Origin of the sequence: Candidatus Frankia alpina, from assembly GCF_902806485.1 — a bacterium.
In the GTDB taxonomy this organism is placed as follows: domain Bacteria; phylum Actinomycetota; class Actinomycetes; order Frankiales; family Frankiaceae; genus Frankia; species Frankia alpina.
Genome location: NZ_CADCWT010000006.1, coordinates 16,515 through 35,828 on the forward strand (window position 1 = coordinate 16,515; position 19,314 = coordinate 35,828).

At 70.5% G+C, this 19,314-nt stretch carries 15 protein-coding genes; 7 read left to right on the plus strand and 8 right to left on the minus strand.

Annotated elements, in window-relative coordinates:
• Positions 1 to 91: 91 nt before the first annotated feature.
• From G6R25_RS01805 to G6R25_RS01825, 5 genes are all read left to right on the plus strand, one after another.
• Positions 92 to 691 (plus strand): sulfite oxidase-like oxidoreductase, encoded by a 600-nt coding sequence (locus tag G6R25_RS01805; RefSeq protein WP_163551403.1) that lies wholly within the window; start codon positions 92 to 94, stop codon positions 689 to 691.
• 48 nt (positions 692 to 739) lie between these two features.
• Complete coding sequence (locus G6R25_RS01810; RefSeq protein WP_163551404.1) at positions 740 to 1,516, plus strand: ferredoxin reductase; 777 nt, start codon at positions 740 to 742, stop codon at positions 1,514 to 1,516.
• 329 nt (positions 1,517 to 1,845) lie between these two features.
• Positions 1,846 to 2,721, plus strand: coding sequence for a polysaccharide deacetylase family protein (locus G6R25_RS01815; protein ID WP_235947094.1), 876 nt, complete (start codon positions 1,846 to 1,848; stop codon positions 2,719 to 2,721).
• Positions 2,722 to 2,789: 68 nt separating this feature from the next.
• Positions 2,790 to 3,506 (plus strand): hypothetical protein, encoded by a 717-nt coding sequence (locus tag G6R25_RS01820; RefSeq protein ID WP_163551405.1) that lies wholly within the window; start codon positions 2,790 to 2,792, stop codon positions 3,504 to 3,506.
• Between the two features lie 176 nt (positions 3,507 to 3,682).
• Positions 3,683 to 4,255: an NUDIX hydrolase gene (locus tag G6R25_RS01825; protein WP_235947096.1), complete on the plus strand. Its 573-nt coding sequence runs from the start codon at positions 3,683 to 3,685 to the stop codon at positions 4,253 to 4,255.
• Between the two features lie 85 nt (positions 4,256 to 4,340).
• Here the strand turns inward: G6R25_RS01825 and G6R25_RS01830 are convergent, their stop codons facing one another.
• From G6R25_RS01830 to G6R25_RS01840, 3 genes are read right to left on the minus strand one after another with little or no spacing between them, the layout of a single operon-like run.
• Positions 4,341 to 5,246: a 5-oxoprolinase subunit C family protein gene (locus G6R25_RS01830; RefSeq protein WP_163551407.1), complete on the minus strand. Its 906-nt coding sequence runs from the start codon at positions 5,244 to 5,246 to the stop codon at positions 4,341 to 4,343.
• On the minus strand, positions 5,243 to 5,896 hold the full coding sequence (locus tag G6R25_RS01835) for a 5-oxoprolinase subunit B family protein (protein ID WP_163551408.1): 654 nt from the start codon (positions 5,894 to 5,896) through the stop codon (positions 5,243 to 5,245). The genes G6R25_RS01830 and G6R25_RS01835 overlap by 4 nt, the downstream gene beginning before the upstream one ends.
• A gap of 10 nt (positions 5,897 to 5,906) precedes the next feature.
• A complete protein-coding gene (locus G6R25_RS01840) occupies positions 5,907 to 6,719 on the minus strand; it encodes a LamB/YcsF family protein (protein ID WP_235947098.1) in 813 nt (270 codons plus the stop codon).
• A 237-nt stretch (positions 6,720 to 6,956) separates the two neighbouring features.
• Here G6R25_RS01840 and G6R25_RS01845 point away from each other — a divergent pair, with 237 nt between their 5' ends.
• Complete coding sequence (locus G6R25_RS01845) at positions 6,957 to 7,493, plus strand: DsbA family protein (protein WP_163551409.1); 537 nt, start codon at positions 6,957 to 6,959, stop codon at positions 7,491 to 7,493.
• On the opposite strand, the gene nhaA is transcribed toward G6R25_RS01845, so the two are convergent.
• From nhaA to G6R25_RS01870, 5 genes are all read right to left on the minus strand, one after another.
• Positions 7,452 to 8,834 (minus strand): Na+/H+ antiporter NhaA, encoded by a 1,383-nt coding sequence (nhaA, locus tag G6R25_RS01850; RefSeq protein WP_163551410.1) that lies wholly within the window; start codon positions 8,832 to 8,834, stop codon positions 7,452 to 7,454. The genes G6R25_RS01845 and nhaA overlap by 42 nt on opposite strands.
• Before the next feature lie 55 nt (positions 8,835 to 8,889).
• Positions 8,890 to 10,782, minus strand: coding sequence for an ATP-dependent zinc metalloprotease FtsH (gene ftsH / locus G6R25_RS01855; protein ID WP_163551411.1), 1,893 nt, complete (start codon positions 10,780 to 10,782; stop codon positions 8,890 to 8,892).
• Between the two features lie 19 nt (positions 10,783 to 10,801).
• Entirely contained in the window at positions 10,802 to 11,668 is an 867-nt protein-coding gene (locus tag G6R25_RS01860; RefSeq protein WP_163551412.1) for a prephenate dehydratase, read from the minus strand.
• A gap of 21 nt (positions 11,669 to 11,689) precedes the next feature.
• Entirely contained in the window at positions 11,690 to 14,302 is a 2,613-nt protein-coding gene (locus tag G6R25_RS01865) for a bifunctional acetate--CoA ligase family protein/GNAT family N-acetyltransferase (RefSeq protein ID WP_235947102.1), read from the minus strand.
• Positions 14,303 to 15,000: 698 nt separating this feature from the next.
• On the minus strand, positions 15,001 to 15,189 hold the full coding sequence (locus tag G6R25_RS01870) for a hypothetical protein (protein WP_163551394.1): 189 nt from the start codon (positions 15,187 to 15,189) through the stop codon (positions 15,001 to 15,003).
• Between the two features lie 161 nt (positions 15,190 to 15,350).
• On the opposite strand from G6R25_RS01870, the gene G6R25_RS01875 reads away from it, so the two are divergent.
• Positions 15,351 to 19,019 carry a TM0106 family RecB-like putative nuclease gene (locus tag G6R25_RS01875; RefSeq protein ID WP_235947104.1) on the plus strand — a complete coding sequence of 1,223 codons (3,669 nt, stop codon included), beginning with the start codon at positions 15,351 to 15,353 and terminating at the stop codon, positions 19,017 to 19,019.
• Positions 19,020 to 19,314: the final 295 nt, after the last annotated feature.

A 19,314-nucleotide genomic window follows, 5' to 3' on the forward strand; every position in this document is an offset into this window, starting at 1 on the left:
CCGGATTGCCGGCTGGCGGGCCGCCGTGCTGGTGGTCGGCAGGAATGCGCCGGGCGGACTCGTGAGCCCGGCTGTGGTATGTCTGGTTGCTATGGGCATCGTCTCGCCGGGCTTTCACGGCCGCCGGCGGTCGGCACGTACCTACCTTCCGCCAGGTCAGTACCTGGAAAAAGGGTTCCCGGTCCTCTCCGCGGGGCCAACTCCACGGGTGACGCGCGACCAGTGGGAGTTCGTGATCACGAATGAGGACGGGCGCAGATACCGCTGGAGCTGGCAGGAGTTCATGGCTCTGCCGAGCGAGACACCTACCGTCGACATCCACTGTGTCACCCAGTGGTCCAAGCTTGGCACTGCGTGGCAGGGCGTCTCGCTGGATGTGTTGCTCGCCGAGGTCGAGACCTCCGCGGACTTTGCTCTCGCCTACTCCTACGGTGGCTACACCACCAATCTGCCGGTCGATGACCTGCTGGACGGGCGAGCCTGGGTCGTCCACCGGTTCGACGGAAGCGATCTTGATTCCGAGCATGGTGGCCCGGCCCGCCTGCTCGTGCCCCACCTGTATTTCTGGAAGTCCGCCAAGTGGGTGCGCGGCCTCCGCCTGCTGGCCGAGGACGAGCCGGGCTTCTGGGAGGCCGGCGGATATCACGAGCGCGGTGACCCCTGGCTCGAGCAGAGGTACCGCGGCGACTGAGCCATCCGGATGGCTGTCTGGATGCGATGGTGGAGGGAGGGGCGGGGCGTGGCGGAGCCGCTGCGGGAGCCGGCGGCTCGGCCGACGGCGGCCGGCCGGCTGCCCTGGCACGTCGCCCGTCTGGCCGAGGTGCGCGACGAGACGCCGAGCGCGCGGACTCTTGTGCTCGAGGTGCCGCAGTGGCCGGGTCATCTCGCCGGCCAACGGGTCGACGTACGTCTCACCGCCGAGGACGGCTACACCGCCCGCCGTAGCTACTCGCTCGCGGCCCCGGCCGATGGCGCTCGCGTCGTCCTCACGATTCAGCGCGTCGCGGACGGCGAGGTCTCGCCGTACCTGACTCAGGTTTTCGCCGTCGGCGACCCGGTGGAGATCCGCGGCCCGATCGGCGGCTGGTTCGTCTGGCGTCCGCAGGACCGGGCACCGGTGCTCCTCGTCGCCGGCGGCTCGGGCATCGTGCCGCTGATGGCCATGGTGCGTGCCCGCGCCGCCGCGGCGAGCCGGGCGCCGTTCCGGCTGGCCTACTCGGTCCGCACGCCGGGCGCCGGTTACTACTCGGCGGAGCTGCGGCTGCGCTCCCGCGCCGATCCCGGCCTCGACGTCACGCGGATCTACACCAGAGCGACGCCGCCGGACTGGTCGAGCCCGCCGCGTCGCCTCGGTCTCGCCGAGTTGTCCACGGTCGCGTGGCCCGCCGAGTTCGCGCCGACGTGCTACGTCTGCGGGCCGAACGGCTTTGTCGAGTCCGTCGCGGACATGCTCGTCGCGCTCGGCCATGATCCGTCCCGGGTCAGGACCGAACGCTTCGGCCCGGGCGGGCGCTGAGGCCGAACTCCGGCGGTCGGCACTGGTGCCGATGTGGACCGTGAGAAGCACATTCATGTCGTCGTACGACTATCTTTGCGAATCTCGCCGAAGATCTACCTGATTGTGGGGTCGGTTTTGCTTTCGGTATGCTTTCCCGTCGTATGGTCTACCGCATTCGCGCTGGCCTCGCTGAGGGCCGGCCGGTTGGCGGCGTTGGCCACTGCGGATCACGGTTGTGGCCTTCGCCGGGGCGATTTCGTGGCCCACCGGGTCAGAACGGGGGAGCGGTGACGTGAGCGGTGATGCCGGGTGCCGGGTGGGGACGTCGTGGCTTGTGGGGACGTCGGATGAGTAGTGGTGACCGTCCGCAGCCACCGGTCTCTCGTCGACGGTTGTTCGCCTGGTCCGCTTCGAGCGCGGCGGGCATCATTCTGCTCACCGTGGTCGATCCGGCGCGGGCGAATGAGGAGTCCCGTGCCGGCCAGCGGGCCGTCGACTCGGCGGCCCGGCCGCCCGGCACGGCCGGCAGTCGGTCCGGCGCCGTCCGGGGATCGGCGGGAGAGGCCGCGAGCGGCACGATCGGTACCGCGGCGGTGCCGGTTCCCACCGCGGTGCCGGTTCCCGCCGCACCCGCCCACCGGATCCACGAGCTGCGGCCGGATGCGCCGGCCAGTGCCATCGCGCTGACGATCGACGATGGTCCGCATCCGGTCTGGACTCCCCGGATACTCGAGGTCCTTCGCGTCAATCGGGTATCTGCGACGTTCTCGCTGGTGGGCGCGCAGGCGGCGGCGAACCCGGAGCTGGTGCGCCGCATCGTCGCGGAGGGGCATACCCTTTGTAACCATACGATGACCCACCCGCAGCCGTTCAGTCGCCGTACACCGGACCAGATCCGGGTCGAGATGACCCGCGCGCAGTCGGCGATCGTGGACGCGGGCGCTGAGCCGCCTCGGTTGTTCCGTGCACCGGGTGGGGACTGGTCCCCGGCCGTGCTTGCGGCCGCCTCCGGCCTGGGCATGACGTCCCTGGGTTGGGATGTGGACCCCCGGGACTGGGCGCGCCCGGGAACCGAGTCCATCCGGCAGTCCCTGGGTGGTGCCCGTCCCGGCGACATCCTGCTGTGCCACGACGGCGGCGGAAACCGCGCGCAGACCGTGGCCGCCCTGCAGCAGGTGCTGCCCATGCTGCGGGCGCGGGGGCTCTCCTTCGTTCCGCTCTGACCAGGTGGTTCATAGACATCCTGCGGGGAACTCTCTCCTACGGACAGGCCGAGGAGAGGGAGCATTCGATGGCTGACGTCGTCAACGAGGGCGCCCGCGGGCTGGGCGCCTGGCACATTCCCCGTAGCCGTGGCGCTGTCAGCGGCTTGCTGCTGATGCTCCTGGGCATCTGGGGCGCACTCATCCCCTTCGTCGGCCCGTACTTCGACTTCGCGTTCACCCCGAACAGCGCATGGACCTGGACGTCCGCGCGGTTCTGGCTGGAGGTACTGCCGGGGATCGCGGCGTTCGTCGGCGGTCTGCTACTGCTGGCAAGCACCAACAGGGGAACGGCTGCGCTCGGCGCCTGGTTGGCAATCGGTGCCGGAGCCTGGTTCATCATCGGTCCAACGCTCGCCGCACCGTGGCACCTCGGGTCGATCGGAACACCTCTCGGCGGGTCCGCCCGGCAGGCTCTCGAGTGGATCAGCTTCTACTACGGTCTGGGTGCTGTGGTCCTTTTCCTGGGCTCGACGGCCTGGGGCCGGCTGAGCGTGCGCGGAGTTCGTGATGTCGCTTCGGCGCGGCGGCACCGGGAGCGCACGGCACTGCGATCGCGCGGCGGTCGGGAGGAGACGCTGGCGCCGCCCGTGTCCGAGCCGCAGGTGTACCCGAGCGATCGTCCCTCCTCGGCGCCCGCACCCGGGGCAGGAAGGCCAACCGGGGTCGACTCGGCGGGATCAGACCTTCCGGCGGATGGACGCGCGGGTGCCTACGGACGCCACCGGCGCCGCGACAACGGTTAGGACCCGCGACCCCAGTCAGAACACGGATCATCAACGCGGCGGCGCTCAGCGTCGCCGTGCCGCCGTGCAGATGTGCAGATGTGACATGTCGACGCCAGGCCGGCGATCGTGCTGGTATGAAAATCATGGTGACGCGTGACGACATATCCGAAGTGCGGGCCAAGGTGGCGGCGGCAGTGGCCGGCTTTCAGCCGCAGCGACTGCCTACAGAGGGGCGCCGCCGTGCGGCGGTCGCGGTGGCACTCGGCGAGGACGCGCAGGGCCGGCCCAGTTTCCTGCTCACCCGCCGGGCTGCCCGCATGCGGACGCACGCGGGGCAGTGGGCGCTGCCCGGCGGCCGGGCGGACGACGGCGAGGATGCCGCGGCAACCGCACGTCGCGAGCTGGCAGAAGAGGTCGGTGTCGAGCTCCCGGCGCAGGAGGTTCTCGGCACCCTCGATGACTACGGGACCCGATCCGGCTTCGTGATGACCCCGGTGGTGTTGTGGGCGGGTTCACGATTGCAGGTCACCAACCCGGAGGTTCGAGAGGTCGCTTCAGTCCATGTCGTACCACTCGACGAGCTGGACGTGCGGCCGCGTTTCCTCACGATTCCCGAATCGGACCGGCCCGTCATCCAGCTTCCGTTGCTCGGCAGCCTCGTGCACGCCCCGACGGGCGCGATCCTCTACCAGTTCGCCGAGCTTGTGCTGAGGGGTCGGCATACCCGGGTCGCCGAGTTCGAACAGCCCGTCTTCGCCTGGCGCTGACCTGCCGTTGCTTCTCAGCGACTGATAGTGCCCAGATGGCGTGGCGCCACGTTCGCTGATCATGCCGCCTCACCTCTCGGTGAGGTCAGTCGTCGGGCCGGGCGTTCACGAGCCCGCGAGCCGGGCGGAATCGAAGGCGCTGGCCGGGTCGGCACTGCGCGGCCAGTGGAAGATCCGCGGCCGCGACGACACCCAGTACGGGATAGCCGCCGGTGACCGGGTGGTCCGCAAGAAAGATCACGGGCTGGCCACTCGGGGGAATCTGAATCCCGCCGGCGACGACTGCCTCGGACGGCAGCTCGGCGGTGATCCGCCGATGCATCGCGGGACCGCGCAGCCGGACGCCGACGCGATCGCTGTCGGCCGTGACCTCGTATACCTTCGCGCACAGGTCCGCGAGGGCCGCTGCGTCGAACCAGTCCGCCCGCGGACCGGCCAGCACCCGCAACTTCGGCTGGTCGACATAACGGGCATGCGGCGCGAGGTCGACCGTCGGCGGATCGGACATCTCTCGGCCGAGGGGGAGGCGCGCGCCTGCCACCAGCGGTTCGGGCCCGATGCCGGCGAGGGTGTCCCGGGACCTGGAGCCGAGTACGGCCGGTACGTCCACCCCGCCGCGGATGCCCAGATACGTGCGCACGCCCTGGGCCGGGACACCGACTCGCAGCAGCGCGCCCGCCTGTACGTCGACCGGGGCGTACATCCCGATCTGGTGGCCCGCGAGCTCGAGCGGGCAGGGCGCGCCGGTGACGGCGATCATTCCAGGGTGGCTGAACCGGACGATCAGACCCCCGTAGGTGACTTCGATGGCTGCCGCGCTGGGCACGTTACCCACCAGGCGGTTCGCCAGGCGCAGGCTGTGGCGGTCGACGGCACCGGACCGGGTGATGCCGAGGTGCGCGAGTCCGGGTCGGCCGAGATCCTGCACCGTGGCGAACGGCCCGGGGACCACGATCGCGATCTCATCGGCCCGTTCCCCTGGCCCCGTCACGACCGCACAGCCCCGGCGGCGTCCGCCGCGACGAAGCGCACCGCAGCGCCCGGCATGAGCAGGGCCGGTGGATCTCGCGTGAGGTCGAAGACGGTCAGGTCCGTCCGGCCGATCAGATGCCACCCGCCGGGCGACGCCCGGGGGTACACACCGGTGAACTCGTCGGCGATCGCGATGGCGCCTGCCGGCACCCGCGTGCGGGGACTGTTCCGGCGGGGAACACGCAGGCTCGGATCCAGACCGGAGATGTAGGCGAAGCCCGGCGCGAAGCCGCAGAACGCGACCCGATGTCGACCATGCAGGTGCCGTTGGATGATCTGCGCCGGGGTGAGCCCGGTGAGCCGCGCGAGGTCACCCAGGTCGGGACCGTCGTAACGGACGGGAATGATCATAGCCGGCGGCGCGACCTTCGCCGTGGCGGGCGGGTGCCGACCGGCCGACCCGGCCGACACCTCCTGCAGCAGGGCCCGGAGCCGGGCCGGACCGGTGGCTGCCGGATCGAACGCGACGAGGATGGTCCGCGCCGCCGGCACCAGGTCGATGACGCCCGGCGGGATGTTCCGCCGCAGCCGCCCATAAAGTTCTTCGACTTCTTGCAGGTTCGCGACCTCGACGAGCAGTGCTTCGCCCCCGCAGGGCAGGATGCGCATCACGGTCCTTTCAGCAGAAAGGCGACAGCGCGACACCGGCGGTACACAGGGCGTGGCGCAGCCGCCTGACCACCTCGACGGCCCCAGGGGTGTCGCCGTGGACGCACAGGGACCGGGCGAGTATGCGCACCGGTGTGCCCTGTTCGCTGAGCACAGTTCCCTCCGTGGCCATCCGTACGCCTCGGGCGACCACGGCGTCCAGATCGTCCAGCACGGCACCAGGGCGACGGCGGGGGACGAGCGTGCCCTCGGGCGTGTAGGCGCGATCCGCGAACGCCTCACCGACAGTTGTGAGGCCGGCGGCGGCGGCCTGGCGCAACCAGACCGAGCCCGGTAGACCGAGGACCGGCAGCGTCGTGTCGTAGCCGCGGACCGCCTCGACCACGGCCTGTGCCTGTTCGGCGTCGGCGACGATCGTGTTGTAGAGCGCCCCGTGCGGTTTGACGTAGCGCACCCGATCGCCGGCGACCCGGGCGAAGGCGTCGAGCGCGCCGAGCTGGTAGGTGACATCGTCACGCAGGTCATCCGGATCCATGTCGATGCGTCGACGGCCGAATCCGGCGAGGTCCCGATAGCTGACCTGAGCGCCGATGCGTACCCCGAGACGGACGGCGTGCTCGCAGGTCCGCCGCATGGTCGCCGGATCCCCGGCGTGAAAACCGCAGGCCACGTTGGCGCTTGTCACCAGGCCGAGCAGCGCCTCGTCGTCGGTGAGCCGCCAGATTCCGAAGCCCTCACCGAGGTCGGCGTTGAGATCCAGGGGACGCCCCCCGCGGCCCGGTGGATCTTCCCCGAGTCGACGGGCAGCTCCAGTGTCGGCCATGCCTCGATTGTTCACCATGTGCGGGTGGCTCGCCTTTCGGGCGACCCGCTGATGCTTTCGATCCGATCATGCTGATGGCCCGGTTCCTGGCCTGGCACCGCTTTCCGTGCGGGGGCGGTGATAATCGAACCCGTGGAGGACGCCTGTTCGCTCGGAGAAGCCGCCGGGCGCGACCGGCGGTGGTCTTCCGCCGGTCGGGTCGGGCGCGCCGTACTGGCCGGTGCCGTACCGGCCGCAGTGTCGATCGGCCCGTTCCGGCATTCCCGAGGGCCCGCGGACGCTCCGATCGTGGTTGTGGAGTACGCCGACTTCCAATGTCCCTACTGCGCGCGTGCGGCACCCGTCCTGCGCGAGTTCGCCGAGACATCCCAGGGGCAGGTTCGGCTCGTCTTCCGGCACTTCCCCGTCTTCGACATCCATCCCTATGCGCTCACCGCCGCGCTGGCCGCGGAGGCCGCCGGCGTGCAGGGTGGGTTCTGGGGGATGCACGGCCTTCTCTTCGCCCGCCAGGTCCGGCTTGCCGACAGGTTTCTGCACGCCTACGCGGCCTCACTCGGCCTCGACGGAGATCTGGTCATCGGGGACGCGGCGCAGCCCTTCGGGGACGCCGTGGAGGCTGACTATGCGCGTGGGATCGAGCAGGGGGTGCGCGGCACGCCGACGATCTTCATCAACGGCGAACCTTATTGGGGGCGTATGGAGATCGCCCCCTTGCGCAAGGCGGCGAGTCTGTCACTTCGCCGGAACCGGCGTGCGCCATGGTCGCGGGGGTAGACGAGGCACGGGTTCATCGGTCAGCGGCGAGCACAGCGGCATCCGCTCGCCGAGTATCCGCAGGATGACGGTTCCGGCGAGGGCGGCCAGGAGCGAGCCGGCGAGGATGCCGATCTTGGCCTGGTCCCGCAGGGACTCGTCGGTGAAGGCCAGTTCCGTGATGAACAACGAGATGGTGAAGCCGATCCCCGCCAGGGTGGCCGCGCCGAGCAGATGTCCATACCGCACCTGCCCCGGCAGTTGATCAAGACCCGTCCGGATTGCGATCAGGCTGGCCGCGGTGATTCCGCAGGTATTGCCGACGATCAGGGCCGCCGCTACACCCAGCGTGACCGATGATGTCGAAGCCGTGCGCAGGGCCGAGCCATCGAGGTGAACGCCTGCATTCGCCAGACCGAACACGGGAACGACGACGAACGCGCTGATGGGGTGCAGCACACGCTGCAACCGGTCGTTTGCGGGTACCGTTGCCTTCGCTGCCGCCACGGTGAGGCCGACTCGGGTGGCGTTGGAGTCCTCCTGCAGGGCCCGGACGTAGATCGGCACCTCCTCGACCTGGTCGGGACGGGGCGGGACGGCGGGAACGAGCAGACCCACGAGAACGCCCGCCAGCGTCGCATGGACACCGGAGACGTGAATCGCGCCCCAGAGTACAACCGACGCGAGGATGTACGGGGGGAGCTGCCATACGCGCAGCCAACGCAAGGCGAGGATTGCCAGCACCGTCGCGACCGCGACCGCGAGACCGACCAGATTCAAGTGATCCGTATAGAAAATTCCCACCACGGTGATTGCCCCGATATCGTCCACGATCGCGAGGGTGAGCAGGAACAGCCGCAATCGGTCCGGGCACCGGGGGCCGAACAGGGCGAGGATCCCGATGACGAACGCCGTATCGGTGGACATCGGGATGCCCCACCCGCTCGATTCCGGCCCGGATCGGTTACAGACGAAGTAGATCACCGCCGGTAGTGCCAGCCCACCGATCGCGCCGAGAGCGGGCACGGCGATCGTGCGCCGGTCGCGCAGCTCGCCCGTGGTGAACTCGCGGCTGATCTCCAGACCCACGACGGCAAAGAAGATTGCCATGGCGCCGTCGTTCACCCAGTGGTGCAACGTCATGTCGAACCCGGCGTCACCAAGGCGAAGCTCCGCCGTGGTACTCCAGAATCTGTCGTAACTGCCCGACCACGGCGAGTTCGCCCAGATGAGGGCGGCGACCGCGGCGAGCAGGAGAAGAACGGCGCCACCGGCCTCGGTCGCGAGGAACTCCCGCATCGACGGGGCGACCTGCGGCAACCGGACCCGGAGTCCGGGGCCTGGCCGGGGCGGCGCAGTCACCTTCGAGTTTTCCTACCCGGCAGGCCGGGCAGGCCGCTGCGCGAGCCGCATGCGTTCATCCCCGTGCGTCCACGGTCGGCCGACGCAGGGCGGCCTCCACCGCCGAGCCGTCGATGGTCTCCCGCTCAAGTAGCAGAGCGCTCAGCGCGTCGAGGGCATCGCGGTGGGTGGACAACAGGTCGACCGCTCGGACTTCGGCCTCGCGCAGGAGCCGGGCGACCTCGGAGTCGATCAGGCGCTGAGTCTGCTCCGAGTACGGCCGGCTCACCAGTTCCTCCCCGCCGAAGTACTGCGGATTCTGACTGCCGTAGCCGACCGGGCCGACGGCGCTGGACAGGCCGAATTCGCGCACGGCGAGCTGCGTCGCGCCCGTCAGGTCCGACGACGCGCCCGTGGAGCCGTGCCCGAACACGACCAGCTCGGCCGCGCGACCCCCCAACCGGACGGCGAGGCTGTCGAGGAGATAGCCCTCCGAGTAAAGATGCCGTTCAGCCTCGTGCAGTTGCTCGGTCACCCCAAGTGACATTCCGGCGGGCAGGATCGTCACCTTCGCCACCGGGTCCGCATGCTCGCACAGCGCCGCGACCAGGGCGTGGCCGGACTCGTGCACGGCCACGGACTGCTTCTCGTCGGGTAGCAGCGCGTTCGAACCGTCGCGGCGGCCGAGCAGGATGCGGTCCCGAGCCGCATCCAGGTCTCCGGCGGTGACGACCTGTCGGTCCTCTCGCACGGCGTGGATGGCCGCCTCGTTGAGGAGGCTCGCCAGGTCCGCTCCGGAAAATCCCGGGGTACCGCGGGCGATGCGGTTGAGGTCGGCGTCGGCAGCGAGAGACTTGCCGCGGGCGTGCACGCCAAGAATCGCCAGGCGTTCGGCCTGGGTGGGCAGCGGAACGGTCACCTGACGGTCGAAGCGGCCGGGGCGCAGCAGCGCGGCGTCGAGGGTCTCCGGCCGGTTCGTCGCGGCCAGCACCACGACACCCGAATCCTGCTCGAAACCGTCCATCTCCGCCAGCAGCTGGTTGAGGGTCTGCTCCCGTTCATCGTTGCCGCCGATGGCGTTGCCGCCCCGCCGACCGTCGATCGCGTCGATCTTGTCGATGAACACAATCGAGGGGGCGCGCTTGCGGGCCTCGGTGAACAGGTCACGAACCCGGGAGGCCCCCACGCCGACGAACATCTCGACGAACCCGGAGCCGGTGATCGACAGAAACGGCACCTCCGCCTCTCCCTCGACGGCCCTGGCCAGCAGGGTCTTCCCGGTGCCGGGTGGGCCGACCATCAGTACCCCACGTGGCCCGTGCGCGCCGACCTGGCTGTAGTGCTCGGGATTGCGGAGGAAGTCGACGACCTCGGTGATCTCCTGCTTCGCTCCTTCGTAACCGGCGACGTCGGAAAATCGGGTCGTCGGCCGTTCCGCCTCGATGATCTTTGCCTTGGATCGCCCGAACATACCGATGCCGCCGGCGCCGCCGAGCCGGCGTGCCTGCCGGCCCGACCAGACGAAGAAGCCGATCAGGAAGATCAGCGGCAGGAAGCTCAGAACGACCGACCCGAACGAGGTCCCGGTCCGCGTCCCGGTGATCTGCACACCCTTTGTCCGCAACCGACCCTCGAGATCGTCCGTGTTGAGAGCGGTCGGAATCTGGGTGGTGAAGTCCTTGCCGGTCTTCAGGGTGCCGTCGACCGCGCCGTGATCGTTCACGGAGACCGACCGGACCGCGGCCGCGTTCACCCGGTGGAGGAACTCCGAGTACTTCAGGGCCGCCGGCCGGGCAGCGAAGAGGCTCGGCCCGAACAGCAGCAGGAGGGTGATGATGCCGAGCGGCAGGAGAATCCGGCGCCAGCTCGGCATCGGCGGCGGCGCGGGTTTGGGCGGGGTATCTTTCGGCGGTCCCGGCCGCGCCTGGGTGGAAGGATGGATGGTCCCGAGGCGGACCGGTGAGATCAACTGAAACTCCTGACGGAATCTAGAGTCCGGCGCGGGCGCCGATACGTTCACGTTCCCGGTACCGGCTCGCCCGGTAGACCCCGAGAATGCGGTGGTCCGCGTAGAACGACAGTTCCTCGAACGCGCGGGCGACAGCGGCGTCCTCGGGGCTGCCCTCGATGTCGGCGAGAAACTGGGTGGCTACAAATTCTCCGCCGACCATGTAGCTTTCCAGCTTCGTCATGTTGACGCCGTTGGTGGCGAACCCGCCGAGCGCCTTGTACAGCGCGGCCGGACGGTTGTGCACCTTGAAGACGAACGTGGTCACGATCGGTCCGATTCCGGCCGCGGCACGCAGGTTCTCGCCGGAGAGGATGAGGAAGCGCGTCGTGTTGTGCTCCTCGTCCTCCAGGTCCGCGCGCAGGATCTCGAGTCCGTACGACTCGGCCGCGAGCCGGGAGGCGATCGCCGCTCGGGAGGGATCGCCCGCCTCGCTGATTTCCCGCGCGGCGCCCGCGGTGTCGGCGGCGGCGATGGCGACGAGCCCCAGCCCGTGCAATGCCTCGCGACACTGAGCGAGTGCCTGCGGGTGACTGTGCACCGTCTTCACGTCGTCGAGGGCCGCACCGGGTATCCCGAGCAGCTGATGGCGGACGGGAAGAAAGTACTCGCCGATGATGTGCACCGCCGGCCTGGGCAGCAGCTGGTGGATGTCGGCGACCCGACCGGCGATGGAGTTCTCGACCGGAATCATCGCGAGGTCCACCGCACCGTCCTCCAGCGCTTCGAAGCACTCGTCGAAGGTCTGGTAGGGGACCGCGTCGTAGTCCGGATAGACATCCCGGCAGGCGATGTGCGAGTTGGCTCCCCGCTCACCCTGGAACGCGATCCTCTGTCGTGCGGTCATGCGTACGACCGTACCGGGCCCTCAGGTGCTGGTGGTAAACGCTTGCAGGAGTGTGCGCGACTCGGTCTCGGGCGGTAGCAGGCGGATCCCCGCGTGCAGCAGCACCACGCCACGACGGCCGACGAGCACCGGGTCGAGCAGGATCTCGCCGATGGCCGGCAGCTCCTCCGCGATGCGGGCGACCCGGTGCAGGAGATCGGCCAGCGCTTCGGTGTCGGCGGCGGGCGCGCCCGACCCCCCGACCAGCAGCACGCTGCCGCGGATCTGGTGGATCAGCTCCTCGGCGTCGCGGTCCGTCAGAGGCAGGGTGCGGGCCAGCGGATCGACGAGCAGGTCCGCGACGGCGCCGCCCAGCCGCAGCGAGAGCAGCGGGCCGACGGTCGGATCCTGCCGCAACCTCACGACGGTGGACACCCCGGCCGGAGCCATCGGTTGCACGAGCATGTCGCCGGGACCGACGGCGGCACGCACCGCCTCCCACGCACCGGAGAGCTCATCCGGGTCACCCAGACCGAGCTGGACCGCTCCGACGTCGAGCCTGCTACGGAAGCGCTCGTCGGCGATCTTGAGGGCTACGGGCCAGCCGAGCGACGCCGCCGCGGCCTGCGCCTGTGGCTCGTCGGTGACGCGAGCACTGGGCCACGTCCGCAACCCCACTCCGGCCAGCAACGTGGCCACGGCCGGTTCCGGTAGCCAGGTGCCGTCCTTCGGATGGCGCACGATCTCCGCTCGGGCGCCGTCCAGGTCGATGTGATCCAGCGCCTGCACCCGGCCGTGATCCCGCGCACGCCAGGCGGCGTGGTCGGCGGCGCGGGACAGTGCCAGCGCCGCCGATTCCGGCGACGAGTAGGACGGCACCGACCCGCGGCCGGCGGAGCCGGCCGCGTCCGCCACCGCCAGCGCGGCGGGCATGCCATCCTGCCCGAGATAGGAGGCGAGCACCGGCAGGCCGCTGTCGGCCGCAACCTTCCGCACCGCGGCTCCGAGCCGGTCGACCTGGGCGTGCGGGGCGACAAGGGCGATGATCGCGTCGACGTCGCCCGAGGCCGCGACCAGGCGTAGCGCGGCGTCGAAGCGTTCGGGATCGGCCAGCGGGCCGAGATCGACCGGGTTGGTGGAGTACCGGTGGCCGAGGAGGTCGGCGAGACCCGAGCAGGTCTCGTCGGACAGCGGGGGGATCTCGAGCCCGTAGGTACGGCAGGCGTCGGTGGCGAGCGCCGCGAGCGCGCTGCTCGTTCCCACGATGCCGACGCGTCGTCCGACGGGCAGCGGCTGATGGGTCAGCAGCTGCACGGCGTCGAAGAGCTGGTTCAGGGTGTCGGCGCGGACCACTCCGGCGCTGGTGAACAGCGCGTCCACGCCGGAGTCCGCGGACTCCTGGCCGCTTTTCAACGCCACGACGGGCTTGTGCCGACCGAGTTGGCGAGCGATCCGGGCGAAGCGCCTCGGATTGCCGGAGCTCTGCAGATGAAGCATGATCACGTCGGTCCGTGGATCAGTCTGCCAGTACTCCAGGAGATCGTTCGTCGAGACGTCGGATCGGTCTCCGGCCGAGACGAAGGTGGACAGTCCCACGGCGCGCCGGGCCGCGTCGGTGAGAAACGTGCCGGCCAAGGCGCCGGACTGGGTGAACACTCCGACTCGGCCGGCCGGAGGATCCCCGACGGCGAAGGTGGCATGCAGCCGGGTGGCCGGCGCGGTGTTGATGACGCCCATCGCATTCGGGCCGATCAGGCGCATGCCGCCGTCGCGGGCGATCCGGATGGCGTCCGCAAGCAGGACGCGGCCCTTGTCCCCGCCGTCCGCGAAGCCGGCCGACACGACGATGACACCGCGAACCCGCTTCTGCGCGCAGGCCCGCAGAACGTCGGTCACCCGCTGCGCGGGCACCGCCACGACGGCCAGATCGATCTCGGCGGGCACCTCGCGCAGATCCCTGTAGGCATAGACCGAGGCGACATGGGTGGCCGCGGCGTTGACGGGATACACCGCTCCGGTGAACCCGCTGCGGAGCAGCCGGCGGAAGACCTCATGACCGACCGTTCCGGGCTCGCGGCTTGCCCCGATCACGGCGACCGCTCGGGGGTGCAGCAGCCGGTCGATGCTGCGGGATCCGTCCGGATGGTCCAGACTGCCGCCGACCCGTCCCCGGCGCGCCCGGGTACCGCTCGGGACGTCGTCCCCCGGTTGCACCGGATAGCTCACGCGGATCTGGTTGCCGTCCGCGGGCGTGAGGTCGAAACCGACCGAACGCAGAACCTCCAGAACCCGCCGGCTGCTCGCTGGCACGTCCGCGACCAGCCGGCGCACCCCGCCTGCCCCGGCGGTGTCGATGAGCGTGTCGATGAGCAGCGTGCCGAGCCCCCGCCCCTGATGCGCGTTCTCGACCAGGATCCCGAACCGCGCGCCGTCGCCGCTGCCGATCTTGCTGTACTCGACCATCCCGGCGACTTCGCCGCCGACGAGGGCACCGAGCACCGCGGATGTCCGGCTGTCGGGCGAGATGACCCGCTCGGCGATCAGCGCAGGATCCGCCGTGGCGCTGGCCAGATCCGGGTCATGCGGATTCGCCTCGCGAAGGCGCAGCTGGAAGGCGCTCAGCCGGCCGGTGTCCGCGGGGCCCAGCGGCCGCACCGTGACCGAAGCCTCCGTCGGCGAGCACGACATCCTCGACAGGTGCCGTAGCCGCGCGAGCGGATGGGAAAACCTGTGCCGACCGGTCTGGCCGGGAAGCTGCCATGGTGCGTCCTCCCGGGGCTCAACGCCCCCGTCGCCAGGCGGTGTCGTCTAGGCCACGCGCGGCGGGACCTCGCATCGCCAGGTTGGACCGTGAGGGCCGGCGGCGGTCACCCGCCCCACTATATGATCTTCTTTGCTTTCTATGGTAGTATCGGCTTCTGACGGCGGGGTCTGATCGTGCCCAGGGCGGCGTGAACGCCGAGGGAAATCGTGACGGCAACAGACGATCACGCCGGCGACGGCATTCCAGGAGATTCCGGCCGGCAAGAGTGGGTTTTTCAATCACGTCGTTCACGTTTCCGCGGTTTCGCATCGGATCCTCACGCTGGGCACCCGACGGCGCCGACGAAATTTTGGCAGGCGGAACGGCTGATGCAGTGCCCGGCGGCCCGGCGGCCCGAGGCATCGCTACTCTGCGTGGCGGCCCGCCTTCGGGGTGGGCGACGCCGGCGTCTCGATGTGACGATTGCCACATGAACGTTTGCTCCCTCTCCCACCCCCCGCGTGGACCCGGTGCACCTGATCGAGGTGGCCCGAACGGACGGGTCGCGTCGAGCTCGTTGACCAGCATGACGCCGATTACCCGGGAGCGTTCACGTCGGCGCGCTGGTGATCCGGACCCGGTCGAATCCCGGGGCGGGGACGCGGGACAATGGGCAACCGGACCGGTCGGATGATCCGGACAGGATGGTGACGTGCAGAGGTTCGACGACCACTGGGTCGTCTCCGCGGGCGATCTCGTGGACGACGTCGAGTGCGGGCACCGCGTCGGGCTCACCCACGCGCTCGCCACCGGCCTGTTGTCCGTCGTGGGCGCGCCGGGAGGGCCGCCCGAACGGGGCTGCGGATCAGCGCCCCGGACCCGACCGCGGTCCGGCACGGAGAGGCCCACGAAAGGCGTCTGCTGGCGCATCTGCGGCGGTGTTTCGGTGCCGACGGGGTGGTGGAGATCCTTCGTCCGGCGGCGACCCTCGACGCGCTCGCCGAAGCCAGCGAGCGGACACGTCGCGCGCTCGCTGCCGGTGCGCCGGTGGTCTATCAGGGCGTGCTGTTCGACGGCTCCTTCCAGGGCCGTCCGGACTTCCTGATCGCGGCGCATCTCGACCCGGAGACCGGCGCGCACAGGGGGCCCGCTGAGCCGGGTCACTATGAGCCCTACGATGTCAAGCTTGCCCGGCAGGCCCGGCCCGGGGCGGTGCTGCAGCTTGCCGCGTACGCGGCGGCGCTACCGTCGGTCGGCGTGGCAGTGCCGCGGATGATGCACCTGCTGCATCCCGCGCGTGGAGCCGGCATGACAGGCACCGGCGCCCGGCCGGAGCCGGGCTCCGCCGGGGGTGGGCGCGGCGGGCGGGATGACCGGTCGGCCGCCGTCGCCGTGGTGCGTTCGTTCCGGGTCGATGATGTCGCGCCGATGGTCCGCCATGCTCGTGGTCGCCTCGATGCCCGGCGGGCCGCGCCGGCGGCTGTTCCCGACCCGACGTGGGCGCAGCCCCGTCCGGAGTGCGCAAGCTGCGCCTTCGCCGAGCACTGCGGTGAGGGCCGGGCGGCGGCCCGCGATCTGTCCCTGGTCGCGGGGCTGCGAGCCGAACAGCGTCGGGTGCTGCGCGGCGTGGATATCACGTCTGTGGAGGAGCTCGCTGCCGCGCGCGACGAGCAACGGCCGGTGGCGATGTCCGCTGCCGCGTTCGCCGGGCTGCGCCTGCAGGCCGAACTGCAGGCGGCGCAGGATGCGACCCGCAGCGCGGACGACCCGCTGGGGACGGTGACCGCGCGGATGGTCGACTCCGCGGGCCTCGCGTCGCTGCCCGTGGCGGACCCGGCCGACATCTACTTCGACATGGAAGGCGATCCGTATGCGTTGGACGCCGCCGGCCTGGAGTACCTCTTCGGGGCCGTCACGCTGACCGAGGCTGCGGGCGGGCGGGCCGTGGGCGAGGCCCCGGCGGAGGTCTTCCGGGCGTTCTGGGCGCACGACCGGCCCGGCGAGCGGCTGGCGTTCGAGTCCTTCGTCGACTGGGCCGTGGCGCGGTTGCGCGAGCATCCCGGCGCCCACGTCTACCACTACGCCCCCTACGAGCTCAACGCACTGCGGCGGCTGGCGGCTCGGCATGGCGCCAGGGAACGGCAGATCGACGAGCTGCTTGCCGGCAACCGGTTGATCGATCTCTACGCGGTGGTCCGGCGCAGCCTGCGGATCTCCCAGCCGTCCTATTCGATCAAGTATCTCGAGCCCTTGTTCTTCCCGGACGCGCGGCAGGCGGCGGTGAAGAACGCCGCCGACAGCATCGTGGCGTACGAGTCCTTCCTGGCCCACCGGGACGCGGGGGAGCCGGCCGAGGCCGATCGGATACTTGCTGAGATCGCCGAATACAACCGGGTCGACTGCGTGTCGACCCACCGACTGCACCGCTGGCTACTCGGGTTGGGCCAGGCCGAGGGGGTCGCGCCGCGGGGGAGCGTCGCGGTGGATTCCGCCGCGGTGGGAGCCGATCTCCCCGGCGCTTCCGATCAGGCATCGCCGGCCGGTGCCGACGATGCGGATGCCCTCGTCGACGCGCTGGTCGCGGGGCTGCACCCGGAGCCGGCGTCCTGGTCGGCCGAGGATCGGGCGCGGGCCCTGCTCGCCGCCGCCGTGGGCTATCACCGGCGAGAGAACAAACCGGCCTGGTGGACCTATTTTGCGGCGTTGACCGCCGACCGGACGAGCCTCGAGTTGGCCGACGACTGTGCCGTGCCGACCGGGTGGGCCGTGATCGAGGACTGGGAGGAACCTTCCGGGCGACGTCGGCGCAGCCGCCGGCTGTTGCAGGCGCGTGTCGACCCGAACCGTCCGCATCCATTCGACCGGGGCGAGTCCGTGCGGCTGCTCTACCCGGGGCGGGCGGGCGCCGTCGGTGCGACCACCGACGCCGTCGTCGAACGGGCCGCACCGCACGTGCTGCTCCTGCGCGAGAGCGCGGCCGCGGACGCGGTCAGCCCCGCGCTGCCGACGGCCGTGCTGCCCGGCGCGCCCGTACGGCCCGAACCGAAGCCCACCGCGGTCCGCGAACTTGCCCGCCGGGCCGTCGCCGCGCTGCCCGGACGCCTACCCGCGGAATCGGCGACGGACCTGCTGCGTCGTGAGCCGCCCAGGCTGGTCGGCCGGCGCGGCGGCCTGCCGGCTCCCGCCGAGCGCGGCGACGACCAGGTCGCCGCCGTGCTGGCGGCGGTCAGCGCGCTCGACGGCTCCTACCTGGCGGTGCAGGGACCGCCCGGAGCCGGCAAAACGTATCTGGCCGGCCGGCTCATCCAACATCTGATCGCGCAGGGGAAGTCGGTGGGAATCTGCTCGACCAGCCATAAGGCGATCGAGAACGCCATGCTCGCCGCTACCGGCCAACCCCCCGCGCCCGTCGCCCACGCCGGGCCGGATGATCCCGGTGGCACCGACAACGTCGAGGGTGGCGACGGTGCACCGCCATGGCGCCCGATGGTCGCCGCAGCCAAGAAGCAGCGCTCGGGCGCACCGGCTGACCCGGCGCACCACCCACCCTGGGACACGCCGCGTGACCTGCGGGCCCTGTCAGCATGGCGGCAGGCCCATCCGGACGGTCATCTCGTCGGCGACACCGCCTGCGCCTTCGCCAACCCGGCGCTCGCGGCCGTGCCGTTCGATGTCCTGATCGTCGACGAGGCGGGCCAGTTCGCGCTTGCCGACACCCTCGCGGTGGCCGGCGCAGCCCACAACCTGGTCCTGCTCGGAGATCCGCAGCAGCTACCGCAGGTCGTGACGGGAATCCACCCCGAGGGCGCGGACGCCTCTGCGCTGTCGCACCTGCTGGGCGATGCCGAGGTGATTCCCCCCGAGCTCGGCTACTTCCTCGACCGGACCCGCCGGCTGCACCCGGCTGTGTGCGCGCCGGTGTCCGCGCTCGCCTACCGTGGCCTGCTGCGGTCCCACCCGATTGCCGCGACCCGTGCCGTCGTCGACGTGCCGGCCGGGTTGTACCTGCATGACGTGGTCCATCACGACAACGGCACCTGCTCCGAGGAGGAGGTGTCCGCGGCGAGCGCGATCGTCCGACACCTGATGGGGAGGGTGATCATCGATGGTGCGGGTTCCCGCCCGCTGGCCGGGTCGGATGTCCTCGTGGTCGCCCCATACAACCGCCAGGTCCGAGAGATCGAACATGCGCTCGAGGTAGCCGGCCTGATCGGCGTGCGGGTCGGCACGGTGGACCGGTTCCAGGGCCAGGAGGCGGCCGTGGTAATCACGTCGTTGACGACCTCCAGCGCCGCCGAGTCGCCGCGTGGGCTCGACTTTCTGCTCTCCCGTAACCGGCTCAATGTCGCGCTGTCCCGGGCCCAGGTGGCGGCGGTCCTGGTGATGTCGCCGGCGCTGCTCGACAGCTCCCCCCGCAGCGTCGCGGAGCTCCACCTGCTCGCCGGGCTGGCCTGGCTGCGGGCGATGGCACGCACCGACCTGTTCGCGCCGCCGGCTGGCCGTACCGGCGAGCCGGCGGCGGCCGCTGTGGGGGATGGCGGTCCGTCGGTCCTCGCCTCCGAGCCGGTGACGGAGGGTGTCCGCGTCTCCGGTGGGCCGTCCACGCAGCTGAGCCTGCCCTTCCCCTGAGGTCGGGTTCGGTTCGGCAAACGCAGTTACGCCCGAGAATACTCCGACTCTCGGACCACAATCGGCGTCATGCCGTTTGTGCACTTATTTGTGCTTATCGTAAAACGGATGCTACGATTCTCAACGTCTTCTACAGGTCGGGGAAGGGGACGCTCGTGACAGTGGACGTGTCGGCCCCCAGTCGCGTGCAGATAGTCCTGCCGCGGGCGATCGCCCGGCTGCGCGCTTCATCGGGAGCCCATCTCACATTCGGTGGAATAGTCACACCACATTCCGGTCGTTTGACCGTCACCAA